The organism is Chitinophaga sp. YR573 (assembly GCF_900110995.1).
Taxonomy (GTDB): Bacteria; Bacteroidota; Bacteroidia; order Chitinophagales; family Chitinophagaceae; genus Chitinophaga.
Window position 1 is genome coordinate 370,649 of the sequence record NZ_FOJF01000003.1, and the last position, 16,302, is coordinate 386,950.

Annotated in this window: 11 protein-coding genes; 9 read left to right on the forward strand and 2 right to left on the reverse strand. The window is 42.2% G+C overall.

The features are described from left to right. The first annotated feature begins 19 nt into the window (after nt 1–19). The 4 genes from BMW86_RS27895 (at nt 20) to BMW86_RS27910 (ending at nt 7,507) form a co-directional block, all read left to right on the forward strand. Nucleotides 20–1,150, forward strand: a complete 1,131-nt coding sequence (locus BMW86_RS27895) for a FecR family protein (RefSeq protein ID WP_089786419.1) — start codon at nt 20–22, stop codon at nt 1,148–1,150. A gap of 190 nt (nt 1,151–1,340) precedes the next feature. Continuing rightward, nucleotides 1,341–4,796, forward strand: coding sequence for a SusC/RagA family TonB-linked outer membrane protein (locus tag BMW86_RS27900; RefSeq protein WP_177189426.1), 3,456 nt, complete (start codon nt 1,341–1,343; stop codon nt 4,794–4,796). A gap of 21 nt (nt 4,797–4,817) precedes the next feature. After that, entirely contained in the window at nt 4,818–6,281 is a 1,464-nt protein-coding gene (locus BMW86_RS27905; protein WP_143056716.1) for a RagB/SusD family nutrient uptake outer membrane protein, read from the forward strand. Nucleotides 6,282–6,373: 92 nt separating this feature from the next. Next, nucleotides 6,374–7,507 carry a TlpA family protein disulfide reductase gene (locus BMW86_RS27910; protein WP_089786425.1) on the forward strand — a complete coding sequence of 378 codons (1,134 nt, stop codon included), beginning with the start codon at nt 6,374–6,376 and terminating at the stop codon, nt 7,505–7,507. A gap of 104 nt (nt 7,508–7,611) precedes the next feature. Here the strand turns inward: BMW86_RS27910 and BMW86_RS27915 are convergent, their stop codons facing one another. Then, a complete protein-coding gene (locus tag BMW86_RS27915; protein ID WP_089786427.1) occupies nt 7,612–8,211 on the reverse strand; it encodes a hypothetical protein in 600 nt (199 codons plus the stop codon). 57 nt (nt 8,212–8,268) lie between these two features. After that, on the reverse strand, nt 8,269–8,760 hold the full coding sequence (locus BMW86_RS27920) for a hypothetical protein (protein WP_143056717.1): 492 nt from the start codon (nt 8,758–8,760) through the stop codon (nt 8,269–8,271). A gap of 276 nt (nt 8,761–9,036) precedes the next feature. Here BMW86_RS27920 and BMW86_RS27925 point away from each other — a divergent pair, with 276 nt between their 5' ends. From BMW86_RS27925 to BMW86_RS27950, 5 genes are all read left to right on the forward strand, one after another. Continuing rightward, on the forward strand, nt 9,037–9,819 hold the full coding sequence (locus BMW86_RS27925; RefSeq protein WP_255373030.1) for a M57 family metalloprotease: 783 nt from the start codon (nt 9,037–9,039) through the stop codon (nt 9,817–9,819). A gap of 750 nt (nt 9,820–10,569) precedes the next feature. After that, nucleotides 10,570–10,797, forward strand: coding sequence for a hypothetical protein (locus tag BMW86_RS33080; RefSeq protein ID WP_218149245.1), 228 nt, complete (start codon nt 10,570–10,572; stop codon nt 10,795–10,797). 500 nt (nt 10,798–11,297) lie between these two features. Then, complete coding sequence (gene rhaT, locus BMW86_RS27940) at nt 11,298–12,353, forward strand: L-rhamnose/proton symporter RhaT (protein WP_089786433.1); 1,056 nt, start codon at nt 11,298–11,300, stop codon at nt 12,351–12,353. A gap of 17 nt (nt 12,354–12,370) precedes the next feature. Further along, nucleotides 12,371–14,488 carry a bifunctional aldolase/short-chain dehydrogenase gene (locus tag BMW86_RS27945; protein ID WP_089786435.1) on the forward strand — a complete coding sequence of 706 codons (2,118 nt, stop codon included), beginning with the start codon at nt 12,371–12,373 and terminating at the stop codon, nt 14,486–14,488. A gap of 293 nt (nt 14,489–14,781) precedes the next feature. Further along, nucleotides 14,782–16,056 carry a sugar isomerase gene (locus tag BMW86_RS27950; protein ID WP_089786437.1) on the forward strand — a complete coding sequence of 425 codons (1,275 nt, stop codon included), beginning with the start codon at nt 14,782–14,784 and terminating at the stop codon, nt 16,054–16,056. Nucleotides 16,057–16,302: the final 246 nt, after the last annotated feature.

Sequence of the window (16,302 nt, forward strand, 5' to 3'; positions counted from 1 at the left end):
ACAGGTTAATTTATTCTACATGAATGAACAGCTGACTGAATTATTTAAGCGTTATTTCGAAGGTACGGCCACTGAGACCGAGCGCCAGGAGTTAATGGAGTTGGTGATGGAATCGGACGATGTACTGCTGGAATCGGTCATGCGTCAGCGCTGGGAAGCACTGCAGGGAACCACGGTTCAGACGCCCAGTGGAGCCCATGTGTTGGCAGCTATTCTTGATAAACCGGTACGGATGAGGCCTGTAAGGCAACGTTGGTATTGGGCAGCAGCAGCGGTATTGCTTCTCGTGAGTATTGGCGGCTATTTTCAGTTAAAGAATCACACGGAAATTAGGGGCGTTGCAAAAATAGGAAAGGTAACACCGGGTTACGAGCGTGCTACCCTTACCCTGGACGATGGCTCCATGGTGCAACTGGATAGTACGGGTAATCGTACGCTGCAACAGGGCGGTTCTTTAATACGGCAGCAGGGTGGACAACTGGTATATACGGCTTCGGCGGCTAAGGATGCGATGACATATAATACATTGCGCACCCCCCGTGGCGGGCAATTTAAAGTCACCCTGCCGGATGGTACCACGGTTTGGTTAAACGCAGCCAGCTCTATTCGATACCCAACTACTTTCCCGGGGAAGGAGCGCCGGGTGGAAATGAGCGGGGAAGCCTATTTTGAAGTGGCGAAGAATGAGGGAAAGCCATTTAAAGTAAGTGCAAATGGCAAGGCTGAAGTAAAAGTACTGGGTACTCATTTTAACGTAGACGCTTATCCAGAGGAAGGTATCATTAAAACCACTTTGCTGGAAGGCGCCGTATCGATGTCGACCCCAGCCAATCCACCTGTATTACTCAAACCAGGCCAGCAAGCGACGGCCGGACTAGCAGATATTAAGGTCGTAAACGATGCCAACATCGACCAGGTAATGGCCTGGAGGTACGGTCTATTTAACTTTGACCGGTCTAACCTGCAATCGGTCATGAATGAGCTGAGCCGCTGGTACGATGTATCTGTACGTTATGAGGGACAAATTCCATCGCGGACATTCAGAGGAAAAATCAAACGTGATCTCAGCCTGACACAGGTACTGGAAGTACTCCAGGATGTGAATATTAAATTTAGAATGGAGGGAAAAACAATAGTAGTATATAATTAACAATCAAAAACCAACTGTTTAAAAAAGCAAAAAGCCGGAATGCGTCAACATATCCGGCTACAATTTGGCAATAGTCAAGTCTGGATAGATCCTGTTATTTACCAAACCAACCAAAATTATGCAAAAAAATGCGAAAAGCGTGCAGGCCCGCAGCTCTGGGCCTCGTTGTCTCTACCAAACATTGCGAGTTATGAGGATTACATTCATTTTAATGCTTATTGCCTCTCTGTATGTTAGTGCAAACGTAGCAGCGCAGAGCAAAGTGTCTATGTCAGTTAAAGACGAAGACCTGTCAAAAGTATTGGCGCTTGCAGAAAAACAAACCGGGTATGTTTTCTTCTTTGATGAAAAACTGCTGTCTATCGCCAAACCGGTGACAATTACAGCCAAAGACTTACCGTTATTGAAGTTTCTTGACCTGCTCTTTAAGGAACAACCTTTAAAGTACACGCTTAGGAACACCTCCGTCACACTTTCAATGAAGGAACGCAATGATTTGGTTTTGCAGGAAAACAATATCGTCAATACCCTGATGGTAGTAAAGGGGATTATTGCCGATGCGGATGGTAAACCACTGCCTGGTGTATCAGTAAGACTGAAGCCATTAACAATTGGCACATTTACCAATGAAGATGGGGTATTTATATTATCGAATATACCACAGGGTACTTATATGCTGGAAATGTCCAGTATCGGGTACTCCACCATCAGTAGAAAACTGATCGTATCCGATAAGCCGGTAGAACTGGCCTTCACGCTCCAGCGGGAGGTGATAGAACAAAAAGAAGTAGTTATCTCTACTGGTTACTCGGTTAAAAAACCCGGAGAGCTAACCGGGGCTGTACAGAAAATATCGGGAGATGAAATCAGAAGGGGCATTACCTCTTCCGATCCTGCATCTTTACTGAAAGGAAGAGCAGCGGGTCTGTATATTTCCGAACAGAATGCCGCCGATCCAACCAGCAGTGGCGGACAAATATTTGTAAGAGGGCAGAGCAGTGTAGCAGGCGTTGGTGTAGATCAGATCAATGAGTTTGTAATACCTGCACTCAACTATGGGCCACTTATTGTTTTGGATGGAGTAATTATGCCCAATCAAAACCTGAAAGAGCTGGTTACGCCGCAGGAAATTCAGGACATCATTATACTGAAAGATGCAGCAGCTACTGCAATCTATGGATCAAGAGCAGCAGCGGGCGTATTAGTGGTCACCACTAAAAGAGGGAATAACGCAAAAACAAGAATAAGCGCCGATGTGAAATATGGTGTTAATCAGCCTAACCGGGGTCGTATAAAGTACCTGAACGGCCCTCAGCTTTTTGACTTACAAAAACGATTCTATACCGAAGATTATTCGCAGAACAACGCCAGCTTATCTTCCATGTTCCCCACATTGGATAATTACCTGGCATATCGCCTGCCAACACAAGCGCAGGTAAATAATTCTTACGATTGGGCGAAATACGCTTTTATAACCAGTAATACCACAGAAGCAAACCTGTCTGCCAGCGGAGGAAATGACCGCACCAAATACTATATGGGTGGTTCGTACTACAATGAGCAAGCTACCGGTGTCCTTAATAGTTTGATCAGAAAAACCTTCCGGCTGAACCTCGAAAGTCGTTTAACAGACAGGGTTACAGCCACAGTATCTATTAATGGCATTATGAATGATGGTCGCCGGGACCAGGGTAATGCTATTGATAACATTCAAACCTTTGTTCCATGGGCAAACCCATATGGTGCGAATGGCGTTGTTACAAAGGCGCTTGAATTTAAAATGGGAGGTACACAGCAGATCACTGACAATCCGCTATTCAGCAGGCAATATAATTTTTCAAAAAGGCAGTCACAATTGTTTTTTGGATCTTTTAAATTAGACTATAAAATTACTGATTGGCTGAGTATTTCCAGTACTAACTCAGGTAATCTTAATTATAGCAAAAATACCCAATATACAGATGTGAGAACTTATAACGGTGGTAGTTCCTTTTTTGCCCCACAGGGATTTTTAGGTACTGCCAGCAGCAACCTCATGTCTTACCTCACTTCTAACCAGTTGACCTTTAACAGGAATATTGGCAAACATATGTTTCGTGCCCTGGCCGGTATGGAATTCGGACAAACCACTGTTGAGGACATACTTGTAAATGTAAATCATGTGCGTGCGGGTTACCCGGTTATTTCTCTGGGGAGGGAAATAGGTGGTGCGGCGGATTTATCGATCTATGGTATCCCCATTACCAAAGCGGGTAATATCGAGGGAGGAAAGGATATAAAGGCCATTTATTCCTGGTTTGGTGAAGCTGGATATACTTATAAAGGCCGGTACAGCTTAAGCGCTTCAGTACGCAGGGATGCATCCAGCAGCTTTGGCCGTGATAATCGCTATGGTACTTTCTATTCCGGAGGTGGCGCCTGGGTCGCCAGCAACGAAGAATTTCTCCGGAATGTAAAATGGATCAGTTACTTAAAGCTACGCGCCAACTATGGAACCAGTGGCTCCCAGCTTGGTGATAATTTTCTTACAAGAACGTTGTATGATCCCAGATATACATACAGCGGCGCTGGTGCGGCCACAATTTCAGTATTAGGTAATCCAGACCTGCGATGGGAAGTAACCAAATCATGGAGTGCCGGTGTTGACATGGAGTTCTTCAAACGTTTAACCGCAACAGTGGATCTCTATAAACGCCGCTCTCAGGATCTGTTACAGAAGGTGTTGCTGCCAGCTTTGTCCGGCTTTCCTTCACAATGGCAGAATGCAGCCACGGTAGATAATAAAGGCATAGAACTGGTGCTGAATTCTCAGAATATAAACAAGTCTAATTTCTCCTGGAGTACCTCTTTCAACATCAGCTTTAACAGGAATCGGATTGTTAACGTAGCCAATGATTCATTGAGGCAGGGATATTATTCACAGAACAGTTACTATCTTTTTAAAGGAGATGATATCAACGCATTAAAAGCTGTGAAGTACGCTGGTGTAGATCCGCAATCCGGAAAGCCCAGGTTTGAAAAACTGATCTTCGATGCAAAGGGTAATAAAGTGGGGGTGGAGTATGTAAATACAATTGCGGAAGTGGATGCCGCTTCAGATAGCAGGCAGTTGCAAACAATCGGTTCTTTCCAGCCAAGATTCTATGGTGGTATCACCAACAACTTTACCTACAAGCAATTTTCGTTGAGCGTTTTAATCACTTTTGCATTCAAATATACGATCACCGATAGCTATGCCGCAGCTTTCCAGGTAGCCAATATTGATCAGTATAACCAGATTGCCTACACTAAAAATCAGATTCCCTGGACAACACCCGGGCAGACCAATGCTACTGAGCCGGCACTTTACTATCAGGCAACTACCGACTATTTGGGATCAAGCAAATATATGCATGATGCGAGTAACGCCTCGCTTCGTAATGTTCGGTTAAGTTATGATTTGCCGCAATCGCTAATCAACCGTATGAAGTTATCAAACTTCACGGTGTATGCCAGTGGCGATAATTTGTATACGCTCTACAATAAACATATAGTTGCCTCCAGTCCTGAAGGACCTTCTGTGGGTGACGCACAGAACTTTGGCAATTCAGGCGGCCCGTTAAGCATTCCACGACGGTATGTATTTGGATTACAGGTAACATTTTAATTGAAAGCTAAAAGTATTAAAATGAAAAATTACGCTATCATATTTTTAATCATTCTCGCCACAATGGGCTGCGATAAAAAGATTGATGAAATCAGCCCGCTGATTAAAATTGATAAGGATGGGGAATTGTCCTCTGCCGCCGGGATTGTAGAAGCCACAGTAGGCAATTATTCCTTGTTGCGCGAAAATTCCAATGCGTCTTACGATGAACCATTGGTAAACTTATCCGAAAGCCGTGGTAACAATGTAACCTTGCGGATTTTCGGCCCTGCAGAAAAAACGACTGATGGGTTCTTCTATCAAAACAGTAACAGCCCTACTCTCGGTTTCAGTAATGACTTTTATCGTGGCTCCTACCAGTTAATTGTAAGCATCAATACTACTTTGGAAGGGATCGCTGATTTCGAGAAAACAAGTCTCGCCTCATCACCAGAAGCCGACCAGAATAGTGTGTTGTATGCGAAAGGCGAAAATCATTTCCTGAGGGCGCTTACCTACTTTAATCTGATCAGGTTATACGGTAAGCCTTACTATCAGAATGCTGCAAGCAGTACGGGTGTTGCGTTAAAAAAGACAAGTGATTTAAAAGAGATACCTGCACCATCTACTGTTAAGGAAGTGTATGATTATATCACAGAAGAATTGAAAATAGCTGCGCAATTGATGAAAACCCCCGTGGTAAAAACAAACAGCTTTGCCAGCAAAGAGGCTGCATGGGCATTGTTATCAAGGGTGTATCTGTATATGGGCGGTAACATGACGAGTCCGGACGCTACTTATAACCAGGCAGCCATAACTTATGCAGACAGTGCATTGACTCAAAATGGAGGAAAATTAGCGTTGCTGCAGGGGAACGACTATAAAAACCTGTTTGCTGATGACCAGGATGGATCTATTGGCCGCGCTAATTTCGCCTCCAATAAAGAAATCATCTTTGCCTTCGACAACATGACAGGCAATACCCGCATCGGCATTCTCTATAACTATGATCCAACGTACGGTCTGGGAGGGATTTTTATGCCCTCCTCAGATCTTAAACAATTGTTCGTAGCACAGGATATCCGCAGTGATTTTTTTAGGGTTAATACTGCAACGGGACTCACCGAGACCACTAAATTACTGGTCTTGCTTAATCAGCTCCTCACCCGCGCTCCCAACATCTTTTTACGTACCGGTGAATTGTACCTGAATAGGGCTGAAGCCTATGCTAAAATGAAGAATTACGCTATGGCCAGGGCCGACCTCAGCACAATCCATACACGTGCAGGACTGCCCGAATCGGACATCGCCAGCATCGCTGATCAGGACCTGCTGATCGCTATTCTCCAGGAAAGGCGTATGGAGCTTGCCTTTGAAGGACATGCCGGATATGATTATTTCCGCAATGGATTGCCAATGATCCGGAAGGCTGCCGACAACAATGGGAAAGAGTTGATTATTCAACCTGATGATCCCAAAGTGGTGTTGACCATCCCAAACTTCTAAGGGACATTATTTACGGTAAACCTCTTTTGATAGAAGCTCACGGGCTTCTACATGATATCTTTTTGCATTTCAAATTTCAAAATCCAACAAAAATGAGTTACAGTTTGAAGATTTCGAGAACCTTGGGTCTGACCTTTCTTTCCATCCTTTGTTTTACGCTTGTTTCATTGGGGCAGGAAAAAGCCAGATTATTTGTGGGCGACAAAGCACCTGAACTTCGCTACGGAAAATGGTTAAAAGGAACACCTGTTAAGCAGTATGAGAAGGGGCGTCTTTACCTCTTCGAATTCTGGGCTACCTGGTGCGGGCCCTGTATTGCATCTATGCCCCATCTTTCAGAATTTGCCCGGGAACATAAAAAAGAAGCGACCATCATTGCTGTGAATATTTGGGAAAAAACCGGTGACAAACCATATGAATCTTCCCTTCCAAAAGTCAGCAAATTTGTAAAGGGTATAGGCAACAAAATGGACTTCAATGTTATCACTGACAGCAAAGACGAGTTTATGGGAAATGAATGGATGAAAGCTGCCGGACAAGGTGGTATTCCCTGTTCATTTATGGTGAAGGATGGTATCATACTGTGGATAGGTCATCCAATTGAACTGGATTCTGTGGTAAACGTTGTAATGTCTGGTCATTACGATGTCGCCGCTACAAAAAAGGCGTTACAGGAAAAAAATGAACAGTCAGATTCCGCAGCGCTACCTTTCCAAAACCTATATAAAGCTTACGAAAAAGCTATCGCTGACAAGCAATTTGACAGGGCTTATCAGCTCCTTGATTCAGGTATTGCTATCATGCCTAACTTTGCCGGAACACTTGGTTTTTTTAAGTTCAATACTATGATCGAATATGGAAACGAAGATACAGCAATGGCTTTTGTAAGACCATGGCAAGCTACCAAGCCTGGATATGTAGGTTCTACAGCAGCTGTTATTGCCAGGAAAAAGGGCTTGAAGAAATCAACTTACGGTTATGCCTTAGAGTTATTGAATGCACAACTGGAAGTGGCCCAGTTTCCAGCATCTATGGTTTACGAGGAAATGGCCGGTGCATATGCAAATATGAATGATTACAAAAGCGCTGTGCAATACCAGGAGAAGGCAATTGCAACTGCCAGACAGCTGCTGAAGGAAGGTAAATTCGCTGGTTTCATTATGGAAGATACCATTAAAGAATCTGAAAAGAAACTTGCTGATTATAAAAAGATGGAAGTAAAATAACAGGATACTATGGCTTAGTGTAATATGAACAATTTAGGGCTCCCCATCAGGAGACCTAAGTTGTTCATCCTTTATTGTATCAAACGAAATGAATTTACTGAAAATCAACTCTTCCTAATCCAGGATTGCTGTAAATCGAGATTAATAGCTCCAATGAATACTCTATTGCTATTCCTTTCCACAAATTTGTTAACATCATTGATCATTTTTTTGCTGAGCTTGGGTACGAATTTAGCCCAGGTATAAAAAATAAAGTAATCATATTGGCTTAATGTTTTTTCATCAGGCCAGACTCCTGTTATTGGAACTAATGGAGCTAACAGCTTTTGTACTGTAATCTTTTTACTAATCATTACAGAGGTATCATTTCCCCGGTCATTCAAAGAGTCGAGATACCGTATAGTTGACCATGGGCAGGTGCGATCGGCAAAAATATTTACCTGATCCTTATTGAAGATCAAAATAGCCGGAAGATGATTGACTATTGTATCAGTGAAAAAAACTAGATTTTTCTCATCTTTTGCAACAAAGAGCGTATTGTATTCTGCTTTTTCATTTAATGCAAAGCTTTTCACAGTTATTGAATCTTCATATTTGAGCTTTTTAATGTCCCCTGTTATATAGAGAATGGGAGTACAGCCATACTGCAGCAGGAGAATTGAAAGTACCTGAAGAAGATGCTTTGGCCTTAAGGAAAAAAGCATAAGATTGTATTATAATTAATTGGGGCAGAGTGTAACCTCCGCCCCATCTGAAAAAATTTAATTTGTAGTAGTCTGTAACCTTACTGTACCAAATGGGGATGCACTATAATCAACAGTATAAGTTCCGGGAAGAAGTGTAATAGAACTTTTACCGAATGCCTTTGCTACTTGTGTTGATAAGCTAATGCTCTCATCATCATCTATCTGTATAGCAGTCAGATCTTCGCCAGAGGAAAAGAAAGGATGTAAATCTTCTTGAAATTCAAGTTCAAGATCATTGTTCTCAAATAATGTTCCAATAGTTACTGCATATCCAGGTGTTACACTAATAGTAACATCACAAATGCCAAGACCTCTCTGGCAATCTCTCTTAGGCCGGTAAGGCTTAGCCGATATAGTTACTTTGATAGGGAAATTTTTTATTTCATGAGATTTACTTTTAGAACTTTTACTTGCTTTATGGTCTGTAATCTCATGGTTAAATCCTTGTGCATTTACATTTAACAATATTGAAACAAAGGCTAACAGAAAAATAATTGTCTTTTTCATTTTGAGGATTTTGGGTTTAGAAATATATTTTGCTGGAGGTAAAACCGGCCGGGTTACCAAACAAGTATAAACGCACTATCTGAACGTTTTATTATTTTTACTTTATAAATTTAGATTGTCCCAACTATCGTAAGGTCTTTTTTATGACGCCCTGAAATGTACAACAGTTCATTCAGAGTTAAAATCGTACCTATACCTATTAATATATAGGTAAAGTTATCCAGTTTTTCTTGTCACTTTAGCCCTGAAATATTCCCTCAAATTAAAACCTAAATTATGCAGATGAAAACCATGCACCTGTCGTGTGCAAATCCGGTATTAGCTATTGTATTATCCGTTTCCACCCTCTTATTCTCCTGTAAAAAAGAAGAAACCGTTACAAAACCACAGGTTACAGAGGGAGAGATTGCTTCCCTTACATCTTATCTCACTAACCAGGGATTTAAAGCTGAAGACATCCTGTTTAAAGACGGGAATTTTATAGTACAAGATGACATTTTAATCTCCCGGGAAGATCTTGCAGCACGGATGAAGGATGAAAGCAATTCCGACGTGCCTCAAACAGAACAATGGAGAAGCCCGTATCGTGTTAATAAGGACTACAACAACAATGTAAAGATTTACATTGAGCCATCTGTACCTGCCGCATGGAAGACTGCAGTAAAGGGTGCTGTTGCTAATTGGAATGCGGTAAATAATACCAGACTTAGTATGTCTATCGTTACAACCAAGGCCAATGCACATACCCGGGTATTTATGGGTTCTGAGGATGCCAACTGGGTTGCACGCGCTGTTCTGCCAACATCAAATGGCAAACCAGGCGTAAGTGTAGAAATTAACACGAAATTCAACAGCATGGCTGCCGATCAGAAGCTATTTGCTATTACACATGAATTTGGTCATACTGTTGGTTTTCTCCATACCGATCAGACCAATGGTATATTTATACCAGGCACTCCCAGTGTAGATGCCAAGTCTGTTATGAACTCATTCGTATTACCGTGGGCTGGATTTACAGCTGGTGATAAACTGGCCATTCAGCTCATCTATCCAATTTAGTATAACGAAACAATATAGAAAAATCAAAAGCCGTGTAAATCATATGATTTATACGGCTTTTGATTTTTCTATATCTTGTTTGTAATCGGCGAATCTTTCCTTTCTCATCTAAATCAGGAGTAATCTATTTATTTGACGAATTTACCTGTTATTTTTGTGCATAATGATAAAACCTGTACTTGCGGAAGAATTGAGAAAGTTACATAATCAGTTGTTAGATGGTAATATGTTTCCTGAATCTCTTCAAAAGGTCATAGAGATACTAAAGAAAAGTACTAGCTATTGGCCTTATAATCCTATATTCAGGAATTATCTTTATAACGCCTACCTGCTATTGGAAGATAAAAGACTGCGAAAGCAGAGTTGTGTGAAACAATCAAGTTGTTTACGGATCATCTAATAGCAAAAGCCATCTATACGGAATGGCTTTTGAGTAATGGCGACCAGGAGAAATGCCATAATTCACCTCAAATCATTATTTCAGAATCTTTTACAGCATAAAGAATGGAAAGTCAAATTATTATTTATCAATCCGAGGATGGCCAAACAAAAATTGAAACCCGTTTGGAAGAGGAAACAGTTTGGCTGACAATTGACCAGATGGCTGAATTGTTTCAGAAATCCCGTTCAACTATAAATTAACATATATTGAATATTTATAAAGAGCAAGAACTTGAGTAGCAATCATCTAAGAGAAAAAACGGAATTTCCGATTTTTCTACAAAGCCTACTAACTTTTATAATCTGGATGTGATTATCTCAGTTGGTTACAGGGTAAAAAGCCACCAAGGCACAAAAGATATACTACAACATGCGGGTACAGTAAGTCACCAACAAGCTTTAAAAAAAGCCAGCGAAGAATATGAGAAGTTTAAGAAATTAAATAGAGATGAAATTAGTGAGACTGAAAAACATTTTATGAAGCAAATTGAGCAAACTATCCAAAAGCTTGACCCAAAGAAAAACAATCACGACTAGATAAGAGCGTCAAACAAAACATCAACACTAATCCCCCCACTGCGACTCGAACCTGACTAAACTTTGATAATGAATATAGCATATCAAAACTCTAAAAACAAAAAAGCTCCAAGTCCTTGAACTTGAAGCTTTTTAATTCTTGTGACCCCAACGGGATTCGAACCCGCATTCCTGTTTCCAGGCAGTATGGCTGTAAATACGCTTCCCTAATTTCATCTTCCAGATTTCGGTGCACTGTAAATTCTGATCATTGCCGGGAAAACCAACAACGATATGTTCCACACACTCCACGGTTAGTAATTTTTCCGCAGCTTTGTCCCTTTAAGCTACAGGGCCGGTAACAATACAAAGATGAAAGGTATGTGCGTAGTCTTTCTGCGCAGTAGAATAAAATAATAGGTAGGTATAGGACAGTTCCTCCCTTCCCTTTAATTATTTTTGAAGGATACCCGCTCTTTGAGGTATGTTATTCCACAGTTAAATGAACCAATTCCACAATTATGCAAGCTATTTTAGGTGTTATTTTTCACTTCATCGGAGGATTTGCTTCCGGTAGTTTTTATATCCCGTTTAAAAAGGTTAAAAATTGGGCATGGGAGAGTTACTGGATAGTAGGTGGATTGTTTTCATGGCTGATAGTGCCTTTCCTCGCCGCTCTCATCACTGTACCGGACTTTATGGGCATCATCCGGGAAACAGACAGCACTACCTTATTCTGGACTTACTTCATGGGCGTTTTATGGGGTATCGGCGGACTCACATTCGGCCTGGCCATGCGCTACCTGGGCATGTCTCTGGGGATGTCCGTAGCCCTGGGTTATACTTCCGCCTTCGGGTCTTTGATCCCACCTATTTACCGCGACTTATTCGTTTCCGACAATCCGCATACTTTCTCAGCCATGCTGCACAGTACGAGCGGTCAGATGGTACTGGTCGGAGTGGTAGTATGTCTGATAGGCATTGCTATCTGCGGTGCAGCAGGCGTATTGAAAGAAAGGGAGCTGTCCGATGATCAGAAGAAAGAAAGCATTAAAGAGTTTAATCTGAAAAAAGGACTGATCGTAGCGACCATATCCGGTATCCTCAGTGCCTGTTTCAACTTTGGCATAGAAGCAGGAAAACCGATGGCGGCAGTCGCGATACAACATGGTGCCAACCCTTTGTTTCAGAATAATGTGATCTTTGTAGTATTGTTATGGGGAGGATTGACGACGAATCTCTTCTGGTGTCTTTTACTGAATGCACGTAACAAAACATTCGGAGATTATACCAATAAGAAAACGCCGCTGGCAAACAACTTCCTCTTTGCCGCACTGGCAGGGACCACCTGGTTTTTCCAGTTCTTCTTCTATGGTATGGGAGAAAGTAAGCTCGGCAATGGTGCCAGCTCCTGGATCCTGCATATGGCATTCATCATCCTGATATCAAGTCTGTGGGGGATTACCCTGCACGAATGGAGAGGAGTGAGCAGAAAGACGTTCAGTACTATCATGGCAGGAGTGATCACCATCATGATCTCCGTACTGCTGGTAGGATACGGCAATTCATTAAATTAAAATATTAAACCTGATATATGTCTGCAACAATTAATTTCAAGCACGTAAGCTATCTCTGGGATGAGCAGAAAGCTGCAGCACTGGCTGGCGATGAGGTAGCCCTGCTGATTTACCGTTCTAACCTGCTGGGGGCTGATCTCCGGCTGACTAACTATGGTGGCGGTAATACCTCCTGCAAAGTGGAGTCTACAGACCCGCTTACAGGAAAACAAACAGAAGTGATGTGGGTGAAAGGCTCCGGTGGTGACCTGGGTACGCTGAAACGCAGCGGACTGGCAGCATTGTACGTAGAACGTCTCCATAGCTTGGAAAATATTTACAAAGGTATTGAACATGAGGATGAAATGGTAGAACTCTTTAACCATTGCATTTTCGATCTCAGTTCAAAAGCGCCTTCTATTGATACACCGTTACATGGCTTCCTGCCATTCAAGCATATAGATCACCTTCATCCTGATGCAGCGATTGCTATTGCTGCTGCTAAAGATGGAGAACGCATCACGAAAGAACTCTTTGGTGGTACCATAGGATGGGTGCCCTGGCAACGCCCTGGCTTTGACCTGGGATTACAACTACGTCAATGCTTAAATGATAACCCCGGTATCAGGGGTATTATGCTGGGCTCTCATGGCCTGTTCACCTGGGGGGATACCGCTTACGAAAGTTATATCAACACCCTGGAAGTGATAGAGCGTTGTGCTGCTTACCTGGAAGAAAATTACAGTAAGAAAGGGCCTGCTTTTGGTGGATCACGCATTACTTCTCCTGCGGCTGAAGTGCGTAAGAAACAGGCATCTTTGTTAGCGCCTGTATTACGTGGATTATGTTCCGGTCATACCCGTATGGTAGGACATTTTACAGATGATGCACGTGTGCTGGAGTTTATCAATTCTAAAGATCTGGATAGATTAGCGCCATTAGGTACCAGCTGTCCGGACCACTTTCTAAGAACTAAAATCAGTCCGCTGGTATTACCGCTGGAGCCTGGTGCTGCTTTGGAAGATGCAGAGGCGTTAAAAAAAGAATTAGCACCTCTGTTCGCTGCTTACAGACAGATGTACACGGATTATTACAATACCTGTAAGCATGCTAATAGTCCGGCTTTACGCGATCCTAATCCGGTGGTTATTTTATATCCTGGGATAGGTATGTTTACTTTCTCGAAAGATAAACAGACAGCAAGAGTAGCAGCAGAGTTTTATACCAATGCGATCAATGTAATGAAAGGAGCAGAGGCGATCTCTGAATACACCGCTTTACCAAGACAGGAAGCATTCGATATCGAATACTGGCTGCTGGAAGAAGCGAAATTACAGCGTATGCCTAAGCCTAAGGCTTTATCAGGACGTATTGCCCTGATTACCGGTAGTGCAGGTGGTATTGGTAAAGCTATTGCGAAGAAGTTTGCAGATGAAGGCGCCTGTGTGATTATCAATGATAATGATGCGGGTCGTTTAGAAGCTGCAAAAGCAGAATTCGGCAAGCAATATTCTGCGGACGTATTTGCTACTGCTATTTTAGATGTAACACGCAGTGCAGATATCAACGAAGCATTTAATGTGGCTAGTCTGGCTTTTGGCGGCGTTGATATGGTGGTAAACTGTGCAGGATTATCTATCTCTAAACCCCTGGAAGCTCATACTGAAAAGGATTGGGACCTGTTATATGATGTGCTGGTGAAAGGACAGTTCCTGGTAACACAGGCTGGCGTGAATATCATGCGTAAGCAGGATATGGGTGGAGATGTGCTGAACATCGTAAGTAAGAATGCGCTGATGAGTGGGCCTAATAACGCTGGTTATGGTTCTGCGAAAGCCGCACAGCTGCACCTGAGCCGCCTCAATGCTGCTGAACTGGGTGCTTATGGCATCCGTGTGAACGTAGTGAATCCTGATGCGGTGATTGCAGATAGTAAGATCTGGGAAGGTGACTGGGCTGCTGGCCGTGCGAAAGCATATGGTATTGATGTATCTGAATTACCTGCCTTTTATGCGAAGCGTACTTTGCTGAACCAGGTGATCTTACCGGAAGATATTGCGAATGCATGTTTTGCTATTACCGGCGGATTGCTGGGTAAATCTACAGGTAATGTAGTGAATGTAGATGGTGGTGTAGCAGCAGCTTTTGTAAGATAAAATATAGGCTTTAGTAAGAGCTTCGTGTTTGTAACAAAACATAATAGGCTCCGTTAGGAGCCCCGTGTTTGTAGAAATTGATTAAACAACAAACACAGACTCCGTAGGAGTCCCCTCATATCCGGGATTTAGGGGACTCCTACGGAGTCAATTAAGAGGATATAAATGTTAGCTACAAACACGGAGCTCCTAACGGAGCTAAATAAAGCTTTATCAGGATAAATAAAACTCCTGATGGAGTTTATTAGTCATTTTAATTTTGTATTTTTCCTTCAACCCACAAAGATTCCGTTATGAATATAGAGAAATCTCAGATAGCTGAATTTAATCAGAGTCTTCAGCAATCCCACGAAAGAAACTTCAATCACATCGCTGAAAATATTAAGAACCTGCCCGAGATATTGCAGAAACTGCAGGACTTCCAGGTAGCTATTCCCAGTTGGGCATTAGGTACCGGTGGTACCCGTTTCGGCCGTTTTTCCGGTGGTGGGGAACCTCGTAATATCGAAGAGAAAATTACAGATGTAGGTTTACTGCATGCTTTAAACAGAAGCAGTGGTTCTATCTCTCTCCATATCCCCTGGGATATTCCTGAAAATGCGGCTTCTATAAAAGCATTAGCTGCGCAACATGATATACGTTTTGATGCGGTCAACTCCAATACTTTCCAGGATCAGCCGGACCAGGCCCATAGCTACAAGTTCGGTTCTCTCCACCATACGGATAAGGCGGTACGAAAACAGGCAATAGAACACAATATAGAAGTGATCCGTTATGGTGTGGAGTTAGGCTCCAATGCTTTAAGCCTATGGCTGGCAGATGGTTCCTGCTTCCCTGGTCAACTGAATTTCAGAGGTGCTTTTAAACGTACGCTGGATAGTTTAGAAGAAATTTATGCAGCTTTACCATCAGCATGGAAATTATGGATCGAGTATAAAGCATATGAACCTAATTTCTATTCTACGACTATCGGAGATTGGGGTCAATCCTTGTTATTTGCTAATAAACTCGGACCTAAAGCCCAGACATTAGTAGATCTTGGTCATCATCTTCCTAATGCTAATATCGAACAAATTGTATCGTTGTTATTAATGGAAGGTAAACTGGCAGGTTTCCATTTTAATGATTCCAAATACGGAGATGATGATTTAACGGTAGGTAGTATCAATCCTTATCAGCTGTTTTTAATTTTTAATGAATTAGTAGAAGGGATGGATGCACGTAGTATGAATCATGCAACTGATTTAGGTTGGATGATAGATGCTTCTCATAATGTAAAAGATCCTTTAGAAGATTTATTACAATCCGTAGAAGCTATTATGATTGCTTATGCGCAGGCATTGCTGGTAGATACAAATGCATTGCAGACAGCCCAGCAGAACAATGATGCAGTAGCTGCACAGGAAATCTTACAACATGCATATCGTACAGATGTACGTCCGCTGATTGCACAGGCCCGTTTATTATCTGGTGGTGTATTAGAGCCGGTGTATTTCTACAGGAAATTAAAAGTAAGAGAAGGATTGATTAAAGAAAGAGGATTGAAAACGGTGGCTACAGGATTATAGTTACAGGATTGTGGCTACGGGATTGTAAATAAACGTGATCAGACTTCTTCTACATTAGGCTCCGTTAGGAGCCCCGTGTTTGTAGAAAATACATTAAACAACAAAACACAGACTCCGTAGGAGTCCCCTGATATTCGAGATTTAGGGGACTCCTACGGAGTCAATTAAAAGAGATAAAAACGTTGCTACAAACACGAAGCTCCTAACGGAGCTAATAAATGTTTGTTATAAACAGGACGTTAAAAA